This is a genomic window from Rhodopirellula sp. J20-39 (genome assembly GCF_057365095.1).
On record NZ_CP195123.1, the window covers coordinates 5,494,895 to 5,517,650 of the forward strand.

A 22,756-nucleotide genomic window follows, 5' to 3' on the forward strand; every position below is an offset into this window, starting at 1 on the left:
CGCTAGGAACTTAGGAAGCGGGTTACGCATCAGGACTCCAGTTGGAAAGGCTAGTGTTGAGAAAATGGGGATAGGTAGTGGGGTTATTCAGATCGAGTAACGATCAACCGAATTTGGATATTGAAGGAATGGCGGACGCGGTTTTCGTCACGAATGTCGGCCGCACATAATAACGCTACTGGAACTCCATTTTCGATCCAAACTTGAGGACGTTCCAAATGTTCAAACTGCTGGACTTCGCCGTCTTCCCAGGTGACGGTGCGAACGGAAATCTCATGATGCTTGGCGGGCTGCCAATCGAAACCATCCACCGAGTCATACTGCACCAACGAAAATAGACGTTTTCGTCCCTCGTGTTTAATCCGCTTCACGATAGCTCGATATTTACCATCTTGGAACCAAATATAGGGGTCTTCGGCTGGGAACCGGTCCCCTTCAAAGGTGAAGACAGGTTGAGCCTGTTTTTGGAATGGACCGGTCGGTGAATCGGAAGTCGCGACGCAGTGAACCACGGGTCCACCGTTAGGCATGGGAAACTCTTTGCCGACACCTTTATAAACCATCAAGAAACCGCCATCGGGCCGCTGGCAGACCGACGGATTGGATGTCATCAAAGAATCCAATGCATCGTCATTGGGACTCACTTCGATCAACGGCTGCTCGCTCTGTTTCCATGGACCACTGGGACTGTCGGCAACCGCGACGCCAATCCGTTGATTGTTGCGATGCCCCCAATTCAGACTCTCTTTGCCGGGCGTTCCGGTGACGACACCGTCACCCGTATTGCCCATGTAGTACAAGTAGTACTTGTCACCGAACTGGTGGACCGTGGGATTATGAGTACACCAACCGTCCCAGAATTTTTTGCCCCGACGAGGTAACGCGACATCCTGGAATTGAAACGGGCCGAAGGGGCTAACGGATGTCGCGTGTGCGATTTCAGAGTCAGTCACCCAAGCCCAACCCAGCTTTTTCGGCCAGCGAGCATAGAGCATGTGGTAAAGCCCGTCGTTTCCTTTAACCAGCGAACCACCCCAATGACTTTGCACGTCACTGACGAACACCGACTTTCGAGAGACAGGGCCAAACTCGATCTGCAAATCCGGAGCGGACGAGCTAACTCGCGATGCTACAGCCGGAATCAACTCCGCCGGAATTTCCAATTTTCCGTCATGAGCACCGGCAGCGAAATTGCTAATAGAGTAGTGGTTCTCTTTCGTCCAATCAGCTTCAACACGTCCATCACCCAAGACGATGTTTCCCAGCTTGTTGCGAAACCAATCGGTTAGCCGTACGTATTCGCGTTCGTTGGCCACATTGTCGTGTTCATTGGGATCGATTCGCAAATCAAACAACGCCATTTCAACTTTGTCACGGGCCGCATCCAAAGCCCATCGCACTGACTCGCCGGGTTGGTGGCCCCACTTGGCCCCCGGCTTGCCGTTTTTCTCGCGGACCCGCATCGAAAACGCGAAGTCAGCGGACCGCAAATACGCTCGCGGCCCAATGCTGTGATTCATCTCACCAATCACGTAATCACGTTGGACCTTTCCATCCAGGGTCGCATCTATCGGATGTCCATCAAAGTGGGCGAATTGGTCGTCCGAGAGATCAGCCCCAGCGAGATTGATGAACGTTGGTGCGAAATCAACAAATTCGATTGGCGAATTGCAAACCGTGTTTGCGGGATATCGCTCGCCATCGGACGACACCGCGATCACGGCACAATGGTTTGACGTGTCATAAGGAGCGAACTTGGATTCACCGCCCTGTTCACCCAAGTGCCAACCGTGATCGCCAATCACATAGACGATGACGTAGTCGCGGTTTTGCGTTTCGCTGAAAGACTTGAATCGCTCAACGGCTTGACCGACCAAGAAATCACCCATCGCACAAAATGCGTAGTAGTCCCGGATTGCTTGCTGCTTATCAGCCGGGTCCATGTCGGCAAAGTTCGTCTTCTTAAACCACTGGACCAACTGGGGCGGTAGCTTCTTCAATTCTTCCTTACTGAACTTTGGAACCTTGTAAATCTGACCGGCAAACTGGTCTCGAAATTCTTTCGACGGAAGCACTGGCGTATGTGGAAAGTGAAAACCCAAGTTAACGAACAAGGGCTTGTCTACCGGGGCACCTTCGAGTTTCCGGCCCCATGGAGTTTGATATGCTTCGCCGGCATGTGCCAGATAGTCCGAAAAAGCACTTAGGATGTTTCCATCCTGAGTCTTGGCGGTGGGTTGCGGGCTGACCCCTCCGATCACCAATCCATTCTGATCACCCAGTCGGTATAGCAGATCGAGTTCTTTGTTGATGCGTTGCTTCTCAGCAATGTCTTCGTCGCTTGGTGGTCCATCCAAAGGCGTGCGGATGTAGAGGCCACCATCGGGCATCGCCCAGAATGCCTCGTCACCATCGGACTTACCCTGACTCCACGTCTTCCGATGAAACCAGTCAACGTGTTCATTGGCGTACAATTCTTTCTGATCGATGCTGGTTTGATAGCAGTCCGTCTTCTTCAACTTGCGGGCATCCCACTGAAAGCTAGCGAAGCCGCTCTTTCCGAAGTGAGCCGTTTGGTAGCCCTGTTCGGCGATCAACGTGGGGAACATCGGCTTGCAAAAGTCAGCGGACTGGTGGCCCGACTCAAAACCGTATTGACCACTGTGATGCGGGTACATCCCGAAATGCATCGACGTACGACTGGGTGCGCATCCGGGAGAGTTGCAATACGCGTGAGTGAACAACACACCCTGACTCGCCAATTCATCTGCATTGGGTGAGGACACGTAACCGAGTTCGCTATGCGAATCGCCTCGCGTAGCCTGGTTGTACGCTCCTATTGAGTCCGCTCGATGGTCATCCGTGATCACCCATAGAATATTAGGCTGATCCTTATTTTCCGACTGCGACTTCGTTGCAGGCGGGGCATCCTTTGCAGACTGGGAATCGCGTGCGAGCGGAGACTCCGCTGACACTTCAGCAACGCTAATCGACAAGATCGATAACGAAGCGATAAACGCAACTAAAAAAGCCCGCGATTGATTGATCGCCATGAATAAACTCTGGGGAGGAAAAGGGTGTCGTGTGTAAATAAGCCGGCAACGTGTTCCGATTTCGCAATGGCCCTCCCAACGAAGAGCTGGGCCAGAAGATCCGCGTTCGTAAGACGCTTACCGCTACCGCTGAATGACCTTCAAATTGTCGAAACTAATTTCACCCCCAATGACGGTAAAACCAAACTTCGTCTTGGTCGGATGATCGATTCCAGGAGAACGCAATTTGGTCACCAGTTCGCCATCCAAGAAAGCCTTCATCAAGTCATCTTTGATACGGACTCGAAGGTTGTGCCACTGGCCGTTCTTAAGTCCCATAGGCGCCGCGGACTGACTGGACGCAATTTGCTGCGTGAGCTTTGCTTTGTCAACTTCGGACAGATCTTTGTTTTGAAGTTGCCTGCGAACTTCAAGATTCATGCCGCCCGTCTTGTCATCGCTAACCTTCAACTGACCGGGCGTGATCGAAACTCGACAAATGTGTCCTGCATGAACCGATTTTTCGTTGACGTCATCGATCACCAGATTGAAACGGATTCCACCGTCGAACCGAAAGTCAAACTCGATATCGATATCATCAAAAGCAACTTTAGTCCGGATCGTCGAGCCGTGATCGTCTTGGACCTGCTTACCCGTTAACACTCCATCGACGACCTTCCAGCCAGTCATCATACGCTCACGAATTTCATATTGCTGACCGGGCACGTTCCGCCCTTCAAAATCGTCTTTGAAAAGAACGAACTGTCCCTTACCCGACTTCATTGCCGGCTTTGCAGTTTTACCCGTTGGCACCACAGTTGACTTCTTATTCTTCCCACTCGGAATGGGCGGCAAATCGACTCCTGGTGCATCGTGCGCGGTTGCGTGCAAGTCGAACTTAGGCAAGACATTGATCAATCGATCACGTTCAGCCCGATGTTCGGCCGACACACGATCCCAATCCGTGATTTGATCAAAACTAATCAAGTCTTCTGGCTCAGTCGAAACATCCCACCACTTGTCGAAACCATCCTTCATTACCAATTTGCCGCGAATGATCTGCTGAGCACGACTGTAGGCGTAAATCCATTGGCGATGTTCAGGCAGATCCGTCATTAAGAACGGTACCAAGCTCTTACCGTTGACCTCGTAGTCCGCGGGGATATCGACGCCCGCTAGATCGGCGATCGTCGTCAGCATATCGGACATATTCACGAGCACATCTTGCTCGCCGTGCTTGGCCATTCCAGGTGCGTAGATAATCAAAGGCACGTGTGTGCCTTTTTGACGATCCGAACTGTTCTTACCGTAACCGCCAGACCCGTTGTCGGCGCAGAAAATCACAACGGTATTGTCCTCGATCCCCATCTCTTTCAATTTCTTACGATACAACCACATTTGATAATCGAGATACTCGACATGGGAATGCATCCCCGGTTCGGTGACGGTTCCATGAGTGTCATAGACACCCCGATCACCCGTGATTTTCGGCTCGGTGCGAGTGTATTTTCCGCCGTCCCAGTTGATTACGGGAGTTCCCGGCCAACTGCTGTCGGAATCAGGATCGAGCCAGTCAAAGGCATCATGCCCAAGGTGCGTGGTGTGGTAAACAAAGAACGGCTCGCCTTTCTCATGCTGGCGGTCCATGAAATCAAAAACGAAGTCCAGTTCCATATCGGGACCATAGGTACCTAAGCCAAACTGTTCTTTCGATTCCGGCGTGTTAGGCCACCACTGGAAATCCTTGTTGTCGTAATTCATTAGCCGCACATGCGGATAGAAATACCAACCGTGTTGAAGATAAGTTTCAAGCGGTTCGTCCGTATCAGCGTTGCACGGAATTTTTTTGCCATCCTGCTTCTTGTAGTACATCTTGAAGTCGGTGTACGGATTGTCTTTGTCTTCCAAATTGCCAGGGGTAAAGCACCCCTGATCGAATCCGAATTGACGTAGATCACCCGCCATTTGCGTCTTGCCTGCCCAGTAAGTTCCATAGCCACCTTGTTTGGCAATATGCCCAATTTGCAGCGGAGAACTCAGGTAAAGCGGCCATACCGCGGGTTTACCTCTTTCGTCGATGTAGCGGCCTTTGTCCTTATTGTTCCACCACTTGTGAAGATGTGCATATCGCCCGGTCATCATCATTGCTCGACTGGGCGAACAGACCACCGACGCCCAAGCTGTCTTGACCCAGCATCCCTCCGTCGCCATCTGATCCAGGACCGGCGTCTGCGCGAGATGGGCCCTGTCGGTAGAATCGCCACGCTCCGGCTTGCTCCATACCGTCGAACCGTAAATAGGCAGTTCGCGAGCACTGATGTCGTCAGCGTAAACCAGGATGATGTTGGGCTTCTCGAGGGCAATCGCAGGCGTGCTCAGCAGCACTGCAAACGAGACAACGCAAATGGACCGAATCATGAGGAGGACTTTCAGTGGGAGAGCTAACACCACAATGCGATCGTTACCGCCAACGCGATGTTCATTTGATATGTCTGGATTGGGAAGAGCTGTGAATCGCAACTTGAGAACGAACCTTTCAAAAGGGCAGCCACCCTAGAGCTTGTAATACTGTTCCCAACCTTTGCGTGGCCGGTCGGCAAGCAACTCGTTTGCCCGTTCGCTATTGGTAAACCGTTTAGCTTGGCGGTCGAATTCCAACTCGCCCCCTAGTCGTTGAGCGATACAACCGAGCACCAGCACTTGGGAAAGGGGGCCAGACACTGAAAACGGAGATCGAGTTTCCTCATCACCACGACACGCCCGCAAAAAGTTCTCGTAGTGGTCGGTGTGCTTGCCAAACGAAGACGGCAAGCCCCTCGATTCAAGCGACTTTCGCTTTTCGTCCGAAAGGATCTCTAACGTGGTCGAATGACTTCCGCCTTGCATGACGGTATCACCAGCGTAGATGAACTTCCCAGGAGTTTTTGGATCATATTGCCGCCCAGCAAAATCCTCGGGTAGTGGCGGCAAGTTCTCGACGCCGTCGTACCAGTCGATATCCATCGCTGGCATTCCGTTGCGTTCGGGAAACTGGAAGTTGATTGTTGACGCGAGTGGATAAATGAGATCGTTCGGTTGAACCAGCGTGGTCGCGGACACCTTTTCAGGCAATCCGAGTTCTAGGAACTGATGGATCGTGTCGAGGATGTGTGCTCCCCAGTCGCCAAAACAACCGGTGCCATGTTGGTACCAACCACGCCAGTTCCCAGGATGGAACTTGCTGCTAAATGCATGCTGCGGTGTTGCGCTATGCCACAATTCCCAATCCATCGTCGCGGGTGCCGTTTCACCACGAGGCATTGCCTGAACATCCCCCCAAGGATGCCAACGCCGCCACTTGTTCATATAGGCATCCACATGGGTCACGTCTTTAATCACACCCGCTTGCTTCCAAGCATCGAACTGGAAGTAGTTATCACCGGAGTGCCCTTGGTTCCCCATCTGCGTGGCAACGTTGTATTTCTGCTCCGCCGCGATCAGCAATTCAATTTCTTCGAACGTCCGGGCAAGTGGCTTTTCGGTGTACACCGGCTTACCCGCCGCCATTGCAGCCATCGAAATAGGGAAGTGCGAATGATCGGGCACGAGCACGACGACCGCGTCGATGTCCTTGTCCATCTCATCGAGCATCTTTCGCCAATCTTGAAAGATGCGAGCCTTGGGGAACTTATCCTTTGTTGCGTTGATGTGCTTGTTGTCAGGATCGACGTCGCAAAAAGCCACAAAGTTGGCGATGCCACTCTTCTCAAAGTTCTCAATAATTCGCGGACCGCGATTACCAACGCCACACCAAGCAACGTTGACCTTTTCATTAGCCCCGATCACATCGGACCAAGACCTTGGACTAACAAATGCTCCCGTCGCCGCCGCACCGGCAGCCAAGAGTGTATGTCTTCGAGATAATTTCACAGAACGTCTTTCGGGTTGCTTGGGATGCCTGCAGGTCAGTCGTTCAACCGAACCTTACAACGTGACAAATCGATGTCTCGCTAAGTCAATGATTCAGCGACGGAGTTTTAGGGTGCGTGCCGCGCGGCCTGCGTTTGGCAAAACCGCTCGTCGGCTTGGCACTAGTGAGTCGAAAACACTTTCAGATTGTCGAAATCAATCGTTGCACCATTAACGGTCATTCCGAGCTTGGATTTAGTCGGATGATCGATACCTGGCGAGCGAAGTTCGACAACCTTCGTTCCATCCAGCGACGCCTGCAGCAAGTCACCCTGGATTCGAACACTCAAGCGATACCATTGCCCTTTGGACAACTTCACCGGTGCCAAATTCGATGTCTTGGCAAGCAGCTTTTCCAGCGATTCTTTTTGCGTGGGCGATAGATTTTTCGCTTGCCGTTGCTGACGAACCTCAAGGTTCATACTGCCAGTTTTGTCGTCAGAAACGGAGACTCGTTTGGGTGTGACCGAGACTCGGCAAATGTGCCCCGCATGGACCGACTTCTCGTTCTGATCGTCGAGCACGAAATTGAAACGCGAACCCCCGTTGAATCGAAAATCAAACTCGAGCTCAATATCATCAAATGGGATGTTCTTGCGGATCACCGCACCGTGATCGGACTTGGTTTGCTTACCAACCAGAACTCCCTCGACAATGGTCCAGGCTCCATCCGTACCTCGTGCCGAGGTATAACCGTCGCCCAGCGTGGCACGATCGAAGTCATCCTCGAAGATTGTTGCATGACCATCGTCTGCGACTGCGGCGGCAGCCCATGCTAGGGCGAGCGTCGCAGCGACGACGATAGCCAAACGACCGCAGAAAACAGTGGAATCAGGACGACAGAACTTCATCGTAGGGGCATCTTTCGCACAAGCGGCGGAAACGGATTGGGGCATGAAAAACATGCCCGGTTTGCTCGATGACTTATGTATTTGTTTCGATTCTTAAGTCATCTGAACCGCTAATGCCCGCGAAATGCGGTGCGTCAACAAAAATTGTTAACAACACCGAATTTAGTGACTTCTGGTCGAAACACGCTCAGCCAATGACAAACTGTTCCAAGTGGACCGTCCCGGCATCCGATCAAATTTCAAATGGGTCCCGCCAGCGAGCTAACGTCCCGCTTTGTAGATTTCCTGGATCCCATCGGCATCCAAGGCGACGCGGAAGAGCATGAATTCGTCGATACGTCCATCCAGGTTGCGGATCGGTTCGTCACCGACCTTTCTTGGCTTCAACCAATTCCCAATTTCCGCTGTTCCAATACGAAGCGGTTCCGCGACCGGCAAGCGATGCGTCCCCGCCGAAGTGCCATTGATGTAATGTTCCACCGTCTTTTCACTGGAATCGAAGACCGTGGCCAAATGGATCCACCGGCCGACTGCCCCCAGGTCACCCAGCGGCGTTGAGGGGCTTCGCAGACGGCGTGTCTCTTCAACGGTCGCTTGTCCAATCCCAAGCTTTAACGTTCCCTCTTTCGCAATTTGCCAGTGAAGCTGCCATTCTTCAAAGGTATCAGTCAACAACAAGGCTTGGTTTACCCCCCGCAGTTCATCAACACGAACCCAACAAGCCAACGTCAACTGAGGCCAACGTCCAGGGATGCTGACCCGCAAACGATCCGCTGACCGATAGAACCCAAACGCTTTCTTTTGTGGCCAGCGACCGGTTAGCATTTCGCTTCCTACGACCGTCGCGTTAACTGGATTGAATTGCGACAGATCCACAACCGTGTTGCGACCATTCGGCCTCTCGCCAAACTCTTCGAAATTGTAATACACCAACAAGTCAGGACGCTTGGCGAACTCAGCACTCCAAGACTTCCAACGTTCAAAGCGTGTAGCCACTGACTGATCAATCGCATCAGCCGATGGAAAGCCTTCTAAATCAAACTCGGCTCGCCGTGGCAAGAACGTCGAGTCCACTTCGACGCTTTCGCCTTCATTCACCGCTCGCTTATCTGCTTCGACCGGCGCCGCAGCACCAGAAGGGTAGAGGTCGACGAGACCATCAAACACGTGAACTTTCGACAACCCATCTTCTCCAGCGGAGATCGCAAACTCGGTTCCGCGGTCAACCAAACGCACTTCGTCGGTAACCACCGTGAACCCTTCCGCATGGCTGGGAACGTTCGCTCGCAACTTGCCGCGTCGCAACCGCGCCAGATCCAGAGAAACCAATTCCAGATCAACCGGTCCCTCCAAATACAACGTCACTCCGTTGTAAATGTTGATTTCGGCGAGACCCGACTCCAATTGCAGACGACCGGGCGACAACAGATGCGGAGTTTCCTGTCGCCCTAACCACACATCTTGAGAAGCCTGCACGACCATGGCGATGGTCGAATCAATTGACGACACTCGAGCCGCGATCACGTCTTCTCGCTGCGGTGGTTCTCGCAACATCAAAATGGAAAAGAACAGCAGCGACGCTGCCAAACCCGCCATCGACACGACAAGGGCGCTGGCCATCCAAACGTTTTGATCTCGCTTCAGGATTGGCGTTGGGACCTCGCCATTTCGAATGTTTTGAGCTTCCTCGGATTGCGAAGAGTCACCCGGACAAATCAGATCCACCAACTCCACTACAGAGGACCGATCAATTTCATCGGCCAAGAAGGCATCCAGACGAAAATGATCCACCCAAGCGTTCATCCGTTCAGGATTGCCACGCATCAATTCTTGCAACCGTGGCCCATGCGCCGAATCGAGCTTGCCGTCGATCGCCAATTGCAACAGGGATGCAAACTCTCGGTCGGATTGACTGTTCATGAGGGTGTCCTCGCAACATTCGACTGGATGCATTCGAGCAACAGACCACGAATTCGATAGAGCGTTTGCCGAATGGATCCGACCGGCCGCTGTAGTTCCTCGGCGATGCTGGCCACCGACCGCTCGCTTGAATATCTCATTTCGACCAAAGCCCGTTGAGCCACCGGCAATCGCTGCATGCAGTGCCGCAACGCCGTACGCTGATCGTCGCCATCGGTGGAACGCTCATTTGCCAGATCAGCCAACTCCGCAACAAACGACTCATCAAACACAAGTCGGTCGCGAGAATACTTCCGAATTTGATTCATCACCTTGAATCTTGCTACTTGGCTGGCCCAAGCCCAGAAATCGGTACCGGGTCGAAAATCCCCAGCCTTTTGCCAGAGTACTACATTCACCTCCTGCAATAGATCATCGACATCATCGTCATAGACCAACAGGCATCGCACGAAGCCGCGAAGCCGAGACTGATGTTGCGCGATCAAGGCGACTACTGCATCTCGCGACTCATTCGGTTCTTGTTCATCAGGAAGCACGGCAAAAGCTCTCGCGGAAGATCAACGCAGACAGGTTAAACGACGGTCCCAGTCTACCAACGAGCCAATGTTCCCGACGATGGGAACGTCAACAACAATATTCAAGCGGAGCGTCTTCAACCAGCACACTGCGACAGGAACCCGTATGAAAGAGGGCAGTGGCATTGGCGAAACTTATTGGCGAAACGGCGAATGGTTTCCAAGCATGAAAAAACCCAGAATTCCAAAATCGGAATCCTGGGTCTTGTTAAAAATCTTCAGTGACTACTTGTAAACTTGAACCCTAACGATCGAGGTTCAGACCACCAGTCACGTCGGTTCCAGCGTCGCCCGAAGTGTCAACTCCACCAAACTCGGTGTTGCTGTTGAGGTTGCTTTCCGAACTACTACGAGCTTCTGCGTTCAGCCCACCGTCTCGATTATTCAGTTCCCCGTCAAGCTCACCGGTTGCACGCGACTCGCTCTGCCCAGTGACACCATCTCGGTTTTGATTGAACTGGCCATTATCGACGTCGGTATTCTGCCCAACCGCTGCCTCACCGCGGAGTCCGTTTTGATCGGCATTCGCACGTGTATCGACATTAGTCTCGACATTTTGATCGCGATTCATGCGATTGGATTGATTTGGATCGTTATCCAGAGTTGCACCGTTTTGCTCGGCGTTGTTACTCGACGAGTTCATATCGTTTGACGACTGATTCGCTTGGCCACCGTCTTGATCGTAGCTGCCGTAGCCAGCTTGGTAGCGTTCAGACTGCTGTCCGGATGAAGCAGATTCTGCACCAGATGCGCTGAAGTAGATACGCTGACCGTTCTGGCAAATGAACTCTCGACCGTTCGCGTCATGCTGCAGGGTAGGCGGGTTGCTTTGACTGTGCACCATAGTTTGACCGTGGTCCGTGTACCCCTGGTGACCAGTCCACTGCGATTGGTGCTCGCCGGTCATTCCCGATTGCTGCACGTAACCCGCATGCCCATAACCGTGTGCACCGTAAGATTGCTGCCCTTGGTGGACATAGCCTTGTTGGTTGTAGTTGGAATACTGGCCATTTTGATACGACACACCTGGACGAAGTTGACCTTGGTTGTAACCAATGACGCCATTCGCAGCACCTCGAACACGTGACACTCCGTTTCGTGCTCCGGACAAAACATTGTTGGTTGTGCCGCGTACGCCATTCGCCGTTCGCTGGGTGATATTCTGGGCGGCGCCGGCCGTTCTATTCACCACACCTCCGAGTTGCGAAGCTGTATTACCGACGATGCCTTGGGCGCCGACAGTGGTTCCTGCGAACATCGCACTCAAGCACGCTGCTGTTGAAAATACCTTTTTCATCTCTTGTTACCTTCATTGTGGGGATCGATTGTGAAAGCATGGCTGCTAACGCAGCCTATGCACGATTCAGCATTTCAATGGGTAATAAGAGAAGCAACCGGCGCGCCCAACGCGGAATTAATACGAAAGAAACTGACTGAAGCGTGCTATCACGCGTCTTAGTCCATTGAATCCAATAACGCGACATATCGCGTTTGCGAGTGTGATCGGTATGACGCCAGCGCAGTCAACCACGTTGTTCGATTGGCAGTCGAATTTTGCGATGTAACAAAGCAAAAGCAACTAACACTGGTAGCTCAACAATTCGAATCGCCAACGTTGTTTCCTCCCTTGCAAAGACGTACCGCCCGGTTATCGCACGCATAACTCAAACCCGACACACGGGCTACTAATTAGGAACCTGACAGCAATCGGCAAACTGTTGGCCTGCCGCCCCGGGACAACTATACTCGTACTCCCTCGGATGCCCGATCCGGATGCACCCATCGCGGATGCACTCATCGGCTCCGCCCACCTACACCCACCTCTGGGCCCCACCTTCATCCCCGTTCTGAAAGAACCACTTGATGCCCCGCTCGCAAGCAACGTCCTCGTCGACTCGCTCATTTTCTCGCCGTCGATTCTCCCAAACTGCCGCCTCGGTTGCCGCGATCGGCATGCTTCCTCGCTCCAACGTTTCTGCGGCATCGGCCGGGCGTGTCTACGGCGCTAATGAAAAGGTGAACGTTGCCATCATCGGTTGCGGTGGCATGGGCGGAAGTGACGCGAAGAGCATTTTCAACACGAAACTGGTCAACGTCGTGGCGTTATGCGATGTTGCCATGGGCACCAAACACACCGCGGCAATTGAAAAGAAATTCCCGGATGTTCCACGGTTCAAGGACTTTCGTGAGATGTTCGACAAGATGTCGAATCAGATCGATGCCTGCACCGTCGGCGTCCCCGATCACTCGCACTTTCCCATTGCAATCTTAGCGATGTCCTTGGGCAAAGGGGTGTACGTCGAAAAACCGCTGGCACACACCTTCCAAGAAATTGAACTCTTGATGGCGGCTGAGAAAAAATACGGCGTCGCCTGCCAGATGGGTAATCAAGGGCATTCAGGTGCCAACTTCCACCAGTTCAAAGCATGGAAAGAAGCGGGAGTGATCAAGAACGTACGCGAGGTCACTGCCAATATGAACGCGGGTCGGCGATGGCACCCATGGAAGTTCGACGAATGGCAAACCGGCGAAACCATGCCCGAAGGAATTGACTGGGATACCTGGACGGGCACGGCCGCGAAGCATCCGTACAGCGACAAGCTGCATCCGGGCAACTGGCGGAGCTGGTTTGAATACGGCAATGGAGCGTTCGGCGACTGGGGGCCCCACCTGCTCGATACCGTTCACCGCTTTTTGGATCTCGGGCTACCCGAACGAGTCACCGCGGTCATGCTTGAAGGGCGCCGCGAACTCATTTTCCCGATGGCTTCGACGATCCAATTTGATTTCCCGCAACGTGGTGACGAACCCGCCTGCAAGGTGACCTGGTACGACGGCGTGAAAAACCGACCACCACGACCGGACGATCTCGAAGACGACCGAAAGATGGAAACGAACGGCAAGACGATCTATGGGGATGGAATTACCTTCAAAGGTGCTTCTCATGGCTCACCTCTGCGGGTTCTTCCTAGCGAAAAAGCCAAGGATCTCGCGGGCGAATTGCCGAAATACGAAACCGGCTCGAATCACCATCTAAATTTCGTTCGCGCCGTCAAAGGCGAAGAGCAAACACGGTCGTCGTTCGACGTCTCTGGTCCGCTCAGCCAGATGTTTTGCATCGGCGTTATTGCTCAGCGTCTGGGTGGTGAATTGGTGTTTGATCGCGAGACCAAGCAGATCACTAATAATGCTGCCGCCAACGACTTGTTGGCCGGCCCACCGCCGCGAAAGGGCTGGGAAGAGTTCTACAAACTCTAGGATCTCCCTACCCGATCCAACTCGCCATAACAGTCATCGCCGGCCGGAAACGGAGCGGCGATGCATAGCGGCTGCTCCAATGAGTGCGGATCATGGCGAACGAACGACGCTAAATCCGCACGGGATCGATAAGAGCTAGGCCCCCGGCGACTACTGTTTTTCGGCTAAGCGATAGGAACGCACGTAGTCGTAGTAAGTAGTGTTTCGAGTGTCGTCATTAAGTTCGTCGACGGTTGGAACAGGTTGCCAATCGTAAGTTTCGCACACCAAATTCATGAACATCGGAAAATCAAACAAAGCTTCTCCGAAGTCGGTTGGTGGGGTAATGGTAAATTTGTATTCGCCATCGGCATAAAACTTCATCGTGCTCGCATCGACCCACCAACATCCGTAGGTGTGAAATTCATCATTCACTTTTGACTTCAAACGAGCGGTTCCCCCCTGATGCGACCGCTCCGTTTCCGACCCCTCTTCGCTAGACCGGAAGTTGATATGGGTATTGGACTTCATGTGCGTCGTGAACGATTCAAAACGCCCCACACGGCCAACGCTCTCTTGGATATCCAGTTCAAAACTTAAACACCCGCTAGGCACCTCCTTCCATGGACTGGTTAACCAAAAAGTTGATGATGTTGGAATTTGGGACGCCTTCATTCGGCACTCGTAATAACCAAATAAAGCGTCCTGAGCCTTCGACTGCACGGCTCCGCATGCAACAGTAAATTTGCCCTGAGGTGGATCGAGAACACCACAACGGATTTGCAAACAACCATCCGCGACGCTGACCGCCGATGGCACAAACAGACCAGGCGCACGCCCCTTCCATCGCGGATTGTGGTCATGCCATTTCGTCGAATCGAGCTGGTCTCCGTCAAACTCGTCACTGAACGCTTCATTTTTCTCCCACTGGAAGCCGTCCGGCGGAGTAGGAAGATTCTGCGAATAGGCGGCCGTTGTCCCGCAGACACAAACCAAATAGACAATCAGGAATCGCATAAACGAAGTCATTTCAAAACGTCACAAGGAAACTAGACGGGATGAGCGGGGTAGATACACGCTCGTTAAGAAAATCGAAGCCAACTCGAATACGACCATGCTAATGCTCGCACAGTTGTGCGTACGGCGACTGAACCTCATCGGTTGGCCGGAGTGCCGATTGGCTGGAGTATTGTCATCGCGCGTCCCCCGTCTGTCTAGCGAATCATTTTCCACTCCCCTGATCAAACCTCAAGGCTTTCGGCCTTATCACTTCCGGTTTCTTTGTCTCCGGTACCCGGTATCTGATCACCCGTCGAAGGGTCCCTTTAGGACGAGCCGGATTGGGTATACGCTGGAAAGACAGGAATTTTCCACAAAGAGATTCCCGTTGCCGCGTCCCGACTCCACGCGGTTCGAGACTGCCACAACGCTCTTAATGAACCAAAGCGAGAACAAGTCTGATAACATCGTTCGCGATGCCGACTGCCCCATCCTCCCTCCCAGAAAGCTTTGACTGAATGAACGACGACAACGCCGCAGTGCAACCCCTTCCTGAGCGACCAAGCTTGTGGACCGATATGCGAACGAGCGAGGATTGGTGGGCAATTTGGTGCGCTGGAATCTTGCTTGCCGTTTCATTCGCAGCGGTATGGTTCACACAACCGGCGAACCTAGCGGAAAGCTTGGCGGCAAACGAGGCAGTCGAGGTGGTGAATCCATTGTCATCGTGGATTTCAAAACCTGGCAAATGGACCAGGAGCCCAGTCGACGCGTTTGCAGGAACAATCCCTGGCATCATGGGCGTGTTCGGCTTAATCGGGATCGTGTTTGCGTTCGCCATGATTGTTCGCAATGAGTCAGCGGCAGCATTCTGCAAAGCGTTTCCGCTCGTTTTTTTGCTGGCAACATTGGCATACGCCATGGCCAGCCAAAGCGTGGTCAAGGCTTACAACCTGGAATATGCCTTATGGGCATTGTTAGTCGGATTGATCATCAGCAACACCGTCGGCACGCCAGCTTTCTTGCGGCCGGCAATGCTGACGGAGTTCTTTATTAAAACGGGCTTGGTGATGCTAGGCGCCGAAGTCCTGATGAGCCGATTGCTGGCATTAGGTTTGCCTGGCATCTTTGTCGCTTGGGTGGTGACGCCAGTGGTACTGGTTTCGACCTATGTGTTCGGGCAAAAGATCCTGAAGATGCCATCGAAGTCACTCAATATGGTGATCTCGGCCGACATGTCTGTTTGCGGGGTCTCGGCGGCGATTGCGACTGCGGCGGCTTGCAAAGCGAAGAAGGAAGAGTTGTCCTTGTCGATTGGTCTATCGCTGTCATTTACGGTCATCATGATGATTGTCTTGCCAGCGATCATTCGGGCGACCGGCATGGACCCAATCCTGGGTGGAGCCTGGCTTGGCGGCACGATTGACGCGACCGGAGCAGTTGCGGCCGCGGGTGCAGTGCTCGGAGACGAAGCTCTCGAAGTTGCCGCAACGGTGAAGATGATCCAAAACATTTTGATCGGCGTGACCGCGTTCTGCGTCGCGATCTACTGGGTCACCTATGTCGAACGCGACGAAGCTGGACCTCGCGTTGGTGCAATGGAAATTTGGTACCGCTTCCCCAAATTCGTACTGGGGTTTGTCGCCATGTCGATTCTATTTTCGGTACTGTACTCGACGCTTATCGGTGGCCCCGAACTAATCAACGCCATGATCAAAGGCTCCAGCAAAACACTGCGGGGCTGGTTCTTTTGCCTAGCATTCGTCAGCATCGGCTTGGAAACCAACTTCAAACAATTGCTGCCGCAATTGAAGGGCGGCAAGCCGTTGATCCTATATGTGTGCGGCCAGTCGCTGAACCTGGTCCTCACGCTCGTGATGGCTTGGCTGATGTTCAAAGTGGTCTTCGCCGACACCATTACCCCATGATCGATACTGTGATCGCGAACGCGAATATCGACTCGGAAAAGTCCAAGACGTCTTCCCACTGTGTCATGCAGCCAACAAGCGGCGCCGGAAGTCGCGAAACGCGGTCTCACATCTCGCGTGGACTGGCGTTTCTTGCCATCACTGGCAGCTTGGCCTGGGCATGGCTGGTGCTGTTGCCCGCCTACGCTGAACGGCCCGCGATGAAGCAACACCTTCAATGGCTAGACGATCGCGGCATCGACCCCAGTGCAATGTACTACACCGAACTGGAGGTCATGGAAGATATCCTGCAGCGTCAACGAACCCGAGAACTGCAGCGATAGGCCAGCTCGAGCCAAACCAAGGCAAAGACACCCGAAGTCAACGCAACCTACGAAATCGCGTTTACGGCCTGGATCGCGTTTACAGCCTGGATCACGTCTACGGCCTAGCTCGCAAATTCGAAACGGGCATACCCAGTCCGTTTCAACCTAGGATGCTCGCATCCAAATGCGGCGATGAATCATTTACCACCCTGACGCAGAACACCACATCGGCGTTGTACCCCAGCGGCTTACTGGATCAACCTTCGTCCATATCGTCAGGGAAATTAACGTTCGTGCTGACCGTTTGGACGTCGTCATGATCGTCAAGAGCTTCCAACAGCGACAACACCTTTCCGGCGGTTGAACCGTCGACGTCGACGTTGGTGGATGCAATTTGAGTCACTTCATTGACATCTGCCTTTAGCTCAGCGGCCTCAAAAGCCTCCGATAAGGCATCGTGATTTTCGGGGGCACAGGTCACTTGTATCTGACCATCGTCGCCGGCTTCCACGTCGTCACCACCGTTTTCTAACGCGACTTCGGTGACTTGTTCTTCGTCGGTTCCTGCCGGGAAGATGAACAAGCCCTTACGCTCGAACAAGTAGTTCACGCAGCCGGTTTTACCGAGCTCACCGCCGTGCTTGCCAAACAAAGTTCGCAGCTCAGGCGCAGTTCGATTTCGGTTATCCGTCATCGCTAAACACATGACGGCGACGCCACCGGGGCCGTAACCTTCATAGAGAATCTCTTCGACGGCATCGCCTTCGAGTTCTCCCGTCCCGCGTTTGATCGCTCGTTCAATATTGTCTTTGGGCATCGAGACCGCTTTCGCGTCGTCGATTGCCTTGCGAAGTTTGATGTTCGCGGACGGATCGCCGCCACCACCCTTCGCGGCGACGATAATCGCCTTGCTGAGTTTACTCCACATCTTGCCGCGGGCCGCATCAACGCGTCCTTTACGGTGCTGGATATTGGCCCATTTTGAGTGCCCAGCCATAGTAAGATTCCCTCTGGATTAACGAGGCTTTCGCTTGGTGAGTTTGCGGTTACTGGCTTTCTTGCCACCATCCGAAGCTGTGGTTTTCGGCTCGTCGTCGGCTGCCTTCTTGGCCGTCTTTTTGCTAGCGGCTTTGGGTTCCGACTTCGCTTCAGCAGCAGGTTTCTTGGACGCCGTTTTTTTGGTCGGTGCCTTCGTCGAAGAGGTTTTCTTAGCCGCAGTCTTGCTGGACGATTCCGCCTTCACATCCGACTCGGTCGGCTTGGGCTCGGCCGCTTTCGGAGCAGCCGCCTTTGGTTCTGGCTTCGCGGCGGCCTTTTTGGCTGCACGTGGCTTATTCGTTGTTGAGGTCGCTTTCGCAGCGGACCGGATCGGCTTCTTTTTGCCAGAGGGAGCTGCTGCGATAGGAGCGGCAGCGGCTTCGGCAGCAGCTTCTTGCTTAGCAACTTCACGCTCTTCCGCTTTACGGCGGGCGACGCGTTTCTTGGCAGCCTTCTTGCTTACCAACCACTCGTCCAGCCCATCGGCACTGCCTTTGACCACCGCGTCAAGCAATGATCGTGCAGTCTTGTCGTTGACATCCATCGAAAGCGCGACGGCGGGTTGATGCAACAATGTCGCGAACTCGATGCCTTTGCTTTTTGGGATCGCACGCTCAAGTCCAGGCACGCGACCATCAGCGGCTTCCGCTTGTGTAGCAATGCCCGTAACCAACATGATCACCATGCCGGAATAGTCGATCGGAATCGAGTGCCCACCCAATCCGTGCTGGATAATGTAACTCAGCACGAAGGGAGTCATTCCGGGAACCTTCTCAAAGCGTGCGACCGCTTTGCCAAGGTTCTCTTTCTTCAAGTGATCCAAGTCGAATGAATAGAACTCTTCAAAGATCCCTTGCAGGGTTCCCTTCAGACGAGCAGCCGCTTTTGCCGCGTCGGGCAGACTCGACAGAACTGTCCCCAGTTCGGTGACCGTGGTGACCCGTACCTCATTCCAGTCAAAGTAATCCTGCTCTAGTTTGGCCAATCCTTCATCAGCCAATTCGCTGGTGCAGTCTTCCAACAGACATGCGTACAAGGCGTGTTCGAGCAGCGGGCGCGACGGGCTTGCAGGCGGCACGTCGTAGTATTTCTTCAGCGCCGTTTGGAGCTTGGCGATCAGTTTAGAGCGGTTCGTCGCGGACATGTGGCGTTAAGAATGAATTGAATAGCGGGTGGATAGCAGGCGGGTCGATCGTTGAGCCAAAAGCGATGGCTTCGTCTCGATTCAGGAGCCTTCATTGGTCGGCGCGGAAGCATCGCCGTTTGATGGGTTGTCGTTTGGCGTCGTGTTGTCCTCGGGTTCACCCGAGTTGGCGACGGGCTCGACTTCGCCATCCTGCTCACGCCGGATCCGCGCGAGAATCTCTCCCACGGCGGCCGCGTTTTCTTGCCCGCGATCGATTTCGAATCGCAATCGGGGCGTGTAGCGGGTGTCGAGCCGATTGGCAATTTTACTTTGCAAAAACCCAGCGGCATTCTGCAAACCGCGAAGAGACAATTGTTTTTGCGTTTCGTCACCCATGACGCTGACATACACCTTTGCTTCACGCATATCGGGTGCGACATCAACACTAATGACAGTAACGTTTTCGACCCGTGGGTCACGGATATCAGTCAGAATCGACGCCGCGACGACTTCGCGGATCGCTTCGGCTGCTTTAAGGAGTCGTCGGCTGGACAAGGGGATTCGCGTGGAGCGTGGAGGATTGAACGGAAAGCAAATTAAGCGGCAATGACAGATCACAAAGCGAAAAACGACTAGCCGCTTTCCGCTTTCGACCTAGATCATCTACTCAAGCTTGCGGGCAACTTGTTCGATCTTGTAGGCCTCCAAGACATCATCTTGCTTGATGTCATTGAAGCCGGAAAGTCGAATACCGCACTCCATTCCGCGAGGAACTTCCTTGACGTCTTCCTTGATTCGGCGAAGTGTATCGAGCTGGTAATCACCAATGACACGGCCATCGCGACTTACCCGAATTCGGCAGTTCCGAACGATCGTACCTTGAGCGACATAACAACCGGCGATGGTTCCCACACGGCTGATCGAAAAGACCTGTTTGACCAAAGCACGGCCGAGTTCGACAACGCGTTCTTCTGGCTTCAAACGACCTTCGATCATCATTCGAATATCGTCGGTCAACTTATAGATGACGTTGTATCGACGAATCTCGACGCCTCGCTGGTCCGCCATCACCCGAGCCTGTTCGCCCGGAATGACATTGAACCCAAGGATAACAGCCCCGGACGCACTCGCCAAAGTCGTGTCGGCAAGAGTGATCCCACCCACGCTTCGCTGGAGAACGCGGATCTCGACTTCAGGATGATCGAACTTGCTTAGCTCCTTATCGATCGCTTCAAGCGACCCACGAGCGTCCGCCCGAATGATCAGGTTCAGCTTGACGCGTTCTTCGCCTGGAGCCAGGTTGCCGCCTTCGAGCATCTCTTGGAAGTTGTCGAAGGACACCTTCGTCGTGATACCAGACAGCGATTGACGGCTACTTTCATCATCCCGCGAGCCCGCAATTTCGCGAGCTTGGGTGATATCTTTCAAGACGTGGAATCGGTCGCCAGCCCCCGGTGCCTTGTCCAAACCGTAGAGGCTAACGGGCGTACTTGGGCCAGCTTCCTTGATCGGCTTGCCGCTTAGAGTGTCCTTCATCGCTCGGACGCGACCGTGCGAAGGACCACAAACCAGGATGTCGCCTACTCGCAGCGTTCCGTTTTGAACGACCAATTTCGCAACCACACCGCGGTCGCCGTGCTGCTCGGATTCCAAACAGACCCCCAACGCCGACCTTTCCGGGTTGGCCGAATATTCGTTCAGCTCCGCGATCGTGAGCAGAGTTTCGAGCAACTCCTCCATGCCTTCACCCGTCGTAGCACTGGTGCGAACGACTTCGACGTCGCCCCCCCATTCACTAGGGGTCAGCTGGTGTTCGGTAAGCTGCGTCATTACTCGGTTGGCGTCAACGCCTTCCAAGTCAATCTTGTTGAGGGCAACAACGATCGGCACATTCGCGGCTTTCGCGTGGCTGATCGCCTCTTCGGTTTGCGGCATAATCCCGTCGTCAGCCGCAACAACCAACACGGCGATGTCGGTGACGTTGGCACCACGGGCACGCATTTCGGTAAACGCTTCGTGACCCGGTGTATCAACGAACGTTACCGCGCGGTCACCCTTGGGAACCTTGTAGGCACGGATGTGTTGGGTAATCCCCCCCGCTTCGCCCTTGACGACATTGATGCCGACCAAGTTGTCCAGCAAGCTGGTTTTACCGTGGTCAACGTGGCCCAAGAACGTCACGATCGGAGCTCGTGGGACGAGCGATTCAGCATCGTCTTCACGCTCTTCGATTTGGGTGATTAGCTCATCTTCAAGTGTTTCGGAAGCCTTCAGCTCGATATCGATACCGAGTTCAGTGGCGACCAATTCAGCAGTTTCCAGATCGATATCGGCGTTGATGTTGAGCATCATGCCCATACCCATCAAGGTCTTCATCAGGTCCGGAACAGCAACACCAGCCGCTTCACAGAAACTACGAACCGTGCAGGGCAATTCCAACTGCACACGTTCTTTTCGCGGTGCAGCGGTGTTGGTGCCCTTACGGCGAATTCGTGGTCGGTTGCGGCGATAGTTATTGCGATCTTGATCGCCTGAGCCGATAACGCGACGACCGCCACCACCACGCGAACGCTCTGCTCGAGCACTCGCCATTCCGGCCAAGCCCTTCTTACGTGGCTTTTCGTCTTCTTCAACGGCTTTCTTGCGACCGGCGAAGTCACCCAAGCCGGCGCTAGCCTTGCTGGTGCGCTTCTTTTCAGCGTCATCCTTCTCGAGTCGCTCGAGAGGAGCTTTCATACCTTGCTTGTGACCTTCGATCACGTCACGCGTCAGCTTGATGTCCGGCTTTTGAGCAGGAGTCCCAGAAGCGACAGGTGCCGTCGGCGCCGGTGCGTTTGGCAATTGAGCCAAGTTTACCTTGATTCGCGGCTCACGCTTCTTGGCTTTCACATCGTCTTTGGATGCAGGCTTATCGCCAGCACGATTTGCTGTTCGATCCAGCGATCGCATCTTGCCGCCGCCACCCATACCGGCTCGACGAACCGATTCCAGAGGAGCACCGGGACGATTGGGAACCACACGCCCACCCGAATTACTGGCCATACGATCGGCAATTCGGCTAGCGAAACCACCCTTGGCTGCGGCCGGAGCCGGTGCAGCGGGCGCGGGAGTCGGCTTTGCCGGAGTCGCAGGTGCTGGCGGTGCCGTTTCTTGAGTCGCAGGACGATTGCCACCGCTAGAACGGCCCGGCATGACATCCTTCAACCGAACCTCAGGCTTTGGCGAGCTAGGCTCAGCCGGTGCCGCAGGTGGCGGAGTAGCAGGTGCTGGGGCAAGCTTCGGAGCCCGAAGCACGGGAGCCGGCCGCTTTTTCTCTGCGGCTGCAGCACTTTCCGATTCGCTGGCCTTTGGAGGCCCAGCTGGAATAGCCGATGGTTTGCGTGGAATATTGCGATCGAGGTCGCGTACTGGGGCAGCTTCACGAATCGGAGCAGCCGGGCTGGCTGGAGCTTGCTTGGCAGCCGGTTTCGGCGCCGACTCAGCAGGCTTATTGCCACCGGACAGGTGGTTGCGGACTTGCTGTGCTTCATCGTCGGAGAGGCTAGCAAGCGCGGACCCTTTCCCACTGATACCGGCCTTTTTCACCAGATCAACGAGGTCTTTGCTGTCGAGATTGAGTTCTTTGGCGAGCGCGTAAATGCGTACTGGCACGGGGTGGAAATCCTGTCAAATTCGATAGATGAAGTCCGACGGCCCCGCATGGGCTGCTCGGCTTCATGTTGTTTCGTTCAAAATCGCATAAAAAAACCTCCATCGACATCAACCCCAGTCCTGGCCTTTGAGGTACACCAAAACCG

15 protein-coding genes are annotated in these 22,756 nt (G+C 53.9%); 3 read left to right on the forward strand and 12 right to left on the reverse strand.

Annotated features, from left to right (window positions below; genetic code table 11):
* Positions 1–83 precede the first annotated feature (83 nt).
* The 7 genes from ACR3ZL_RS19895 to ACR3ZL_RS19925 form a co-directional block, all read right to left on the reverse strand.
* Entirely contained in the window at positions 84–3,053 is a 2,970-nt protein-coding gene (locus tag ACR3ZL_RS19895; RefSeq protein ID WP_473651354.1) for a sulfatase-like hydrolase/transferase, read from the reverse strand.
* Positions 3,054–3,176: 123 nt separating this feature from the next.
* Positions 3,177–5,450, reverse strand: a complete 2,274-nt coding sequence (locus ACR3ZL_RS19900; protein ID WP_473651353.1) for a sulfatase-like hydrolase/transferase — start codon at positions 5,448–5,450, stop codon at positions 3,177–3,179.
* A gap of 135 nt (positions 5,451–5,585) precedes the next feature.
* On the reverse strand, positions 5,586–6,941 hold the full coding sequence (locus ACR3ZL_RS19905; RefSeq protein ID WP_473651352.1) for a Gfo/Idh/MocA family oxidoreductase: 1,356 nt from the start codon (positions 6,939–6,941) through the stop codon (positions 5,586–5,588).
* Between the two features lie 161 nt (positions 6,942–7,102).
* Positions 7,103–7,885: a 3-keto-alpha-glucoside-1,2-lyase-like domain-containing protein gene (locus ACR3ZL_RS19910; protein ID WP_473651351.1), complete on the reverse strand. Its 783-nt coding sequence runs from the start codon at positions 7,883–7,885 to the stop codon at positions 7,103–7,105.
* Between the two features lie 207 nt (positions 7,886–8,092).
* Positions 8,093–9,751, reverse strand: a complete 1,659-nt coding sequence (locus ACR3ZL_RS19915) for a LamG domain-containing protein (RefSeq protein WP_473651350.1) — start codon at positions 9,749–9,751, stop codon at positions 8,093–8,095.
* On the reverse strand, positions 9,748–10,287 hold the full coding sequence (locus ACR3ZL_RS19920; RefSeq protein WP_473651349.1) for a sigma-70 family RNA polymerase sigma factor: 540 nt from the start codon (positions 10,285–10,287) through the stop codon (positions 9,748–9,750). Before ACR3ZL_RS19920 ends, ACR3ZL_RS19915 begins: the two co-directional genes overlap by 4 nt.
* Positions 10,288–10,570: 283 nt before the next feature.
* Entirely contained in the window at positions 10,571–11,623 is a 1,053-nt protein-coding gene (locus ACR3ZL_RS19925; protein WP_473651348.1) for a hypothetical protein, read from the reverse strand.
* A 566-nt stretch (positions 11,624–12,189) separates the two neighbouring features.
* Between ACR3ZL_RS19925 and ACR3ZL_RS19930 the strand changes: the two genes are divergently transcribed.
* Positions 12,190–13,584 carry a Gfo/Idh/MocA family oxidoreductase gene (locus tag ACR3ZL_RS19930; protein WP_473651347.1) on the forward strand — a complete coding sequence of 465 codons (1,395 nt, stop codon included), beginning with the start codon at positions 12,190–12,192 and terminating at the stop codon, positions 13,582–13,584.
* A gap of 150 nt (positions 13,585–13,734) precedes the next feature.
* Here ACR3ZL_RS19930 and ACR3ZL_RS19935 read toward each other — a convergent pair whose 3' ends face one another.
* The gene (locus ACR3ZL_RS19935; RefSeq protein WP_473651346.1) at positions 13,735–14,592 is read right to left on the reverse strand and encodes a family 16 glycosylhydrolase; all 858 of its coding nucleotides are present in this window, start codon (positions 14,590–14,592) and stop codon (positions 13,735–13,737) included.
* Between the two features lie 488 nt (positions 14,593–15,080).
* Here ACR3ZL_RS19935 and ACR3ZL_RS19940 point away from each other — a divergent pair, with 488 nt between their 5' ends.
* Both ACR3ZL_RS19940 and ACR3ZL_RS19945 read left to right on the forward strand, forming a co-directional pair.
* Positions 15,081–16,490, forward strand: a complete 1,410-nt coding sequence (locus tag ACR3ZL_RS19940) for a YeiH family protein (protein WP_473651345.1) — start codon at positions 15,081–15,083, stop codon at positions 16,488–16,490.
* Positions 16,487–16,813: a hypothetical protein gene (locus tag ACR3ZL_RS19945; RefSeq protein ID WP_473651344.1), complete on the forward strand. Its 327-nt coding sequence runs from the start codon at positions 16,487–16,489 to the stop codon at positions 16,811–16,813. Before ACR3ZL_RS19940 ends, ACR3ZL_RS19945 begins: the two co-directional genes overlap by 4 nt.
* A gap of 238 nt (positions 16,814–17,051) precedes the next feature.
* Here the strand turns inward: ACR3ZL_RS19945 and ACR3ZL_RS19950 are convergent, their stop codons facing one another.
* The 4 genes from ACR3ZL_RS19950 to infB all read right to left on the reverse strand — a co-directional run bounded on the left by ACR3ZL_RS19950 (position 17,052) and on the right by infB (position 22,610).
* A complete protein-coding gene (locus ACR3ZL_RS19950) occupies positions 17,052–17,792 on the reverse strand; it encodes a YebC/PmpR family DNA-binding transcriptional regulator (RefSeq protein WP_473651343.1) in 741 nt (246 codons plus the stop codon).
* An 18-nt stretch (positions 17,793–17,810) separates the two neighbouring features.
* Positions 17,811–18,977, reverse strand: coding sequence for a hypothetical protein (locus ACR3ZL_RS19955; RefSeq protein WP_473651342.1), 1,167 nt, complete (start codon positions 18,975–18,977; stop codon positions 17,811–17,813).
* A gap of 81 nt (positions 18,978–19,058) precedes the next feature.
* Positions 19,059–19,514 carry a 30S ribosome-binding factor RbfA gene (rbfA, locus tag ACR3ZL_RS19960; RefSeq protein WP_473651341.1) on the reverse strand — a complete coding sequence of 152 codons (456 nt, stop codon included), beginning with the start codon at positions 19,512–19,514 and terminating at the stop codon, positions 19,059–19,061.
* A 108-nt stretch (positions 19,515–19,622) separates the two neighbouring features.
* Positions 19,623–22,610, reverse strand: a complete 2,988-nt coding sequence (gene infB / locus ACR3ZL_RS19965) for a translation initiation factor IF-2 (RefSeq protein ID WP_486172913.1) — start codon at positions 22,608–22,610, stop codon at positions 19,623–19,625.
* Positions 22,611–22,756 lie beyond the last annotated feature (146 nt).

Coding starts and splice junctions, on each gene's coding strand:
- ACR3ZL_RS19895 (WP_473651354.1), bottom strand. CDS start 3,053: ATGGCGATCAATCAATCGCGGGCTTTTTTAGTTGCGTTTATCGCTTCG.
- ACR3ZL_RS19915 (WP_473651350.1), bottom strand. CDS start 9,751: ATGAACAGTCAATCCGACCGAGAGTTTGCATCCCTGTTGCAATTGGCG.
- ACR3ZL_RS19945 (WP_473651344.1), top strand. CDS start 16,487: ATGATCGATACTGTGATCGCGAACGCGAATATCGACTCGGAAAAGTCC.
- ACR3ZL_RS19940 (WP_473651345.1), top strand. CDS start 15,081: ATGAACGACGACAACGCCGCAGTGCAACCCCTTCCTGAGCGACCAAGC.
- ACR3ZL_RS19900 (WP_473651353.1), bottom strand. CDS start 5,450: ATGATTCGGTCCATTTGCGTTGTCTCGTTTGCAGTGCTGCTGAGCACG.
- ACR3ZL_RS19950 (WP_473651343.1), bottom strand. CDS start 17,792: ATGGCTGGGCACTCAAAATGGGCCAATATCCAGCACCGTAAAGGACGC.
- ACR3ZL_RS19955 (WP_473651342.1), bottom strand. CDS start 18,977: ATGTCCGCGACGAACCGCTCTAAACTGATCGCCAAGCTCCAAACGGCG.
- ACR3ZL_RS19925 (WP_473651348.1), bottom strand. CDS start 11,623: ATGAAAAAGGTATTTTCAACAGCAGCGTGCTTGAGTGCGATGTTCGCA.
- ACR3ZL_RS19910 (WP_473651351.1), bottom strand. CDS start 7,885: ATGTTTTTCATGCCCCAATCCGTTTCCGCCGCTTGTGCGAAAGATGCC.
- ACR3ZL_RS19935 (WP_473651346.1), bottom strand. CDS start 14,592: ATGACTTCGTTTATGCGATTCCTGATTGTCTATTTGGTTTGTGTCTGC.
- ACR3ZL_RS19930 (WP_473651347.1), top strand. CDS start 12,190: ATGCCCCGCTCGCAAGCAACGTCCTCGTCGACTCGCTCATTTTCTCGC.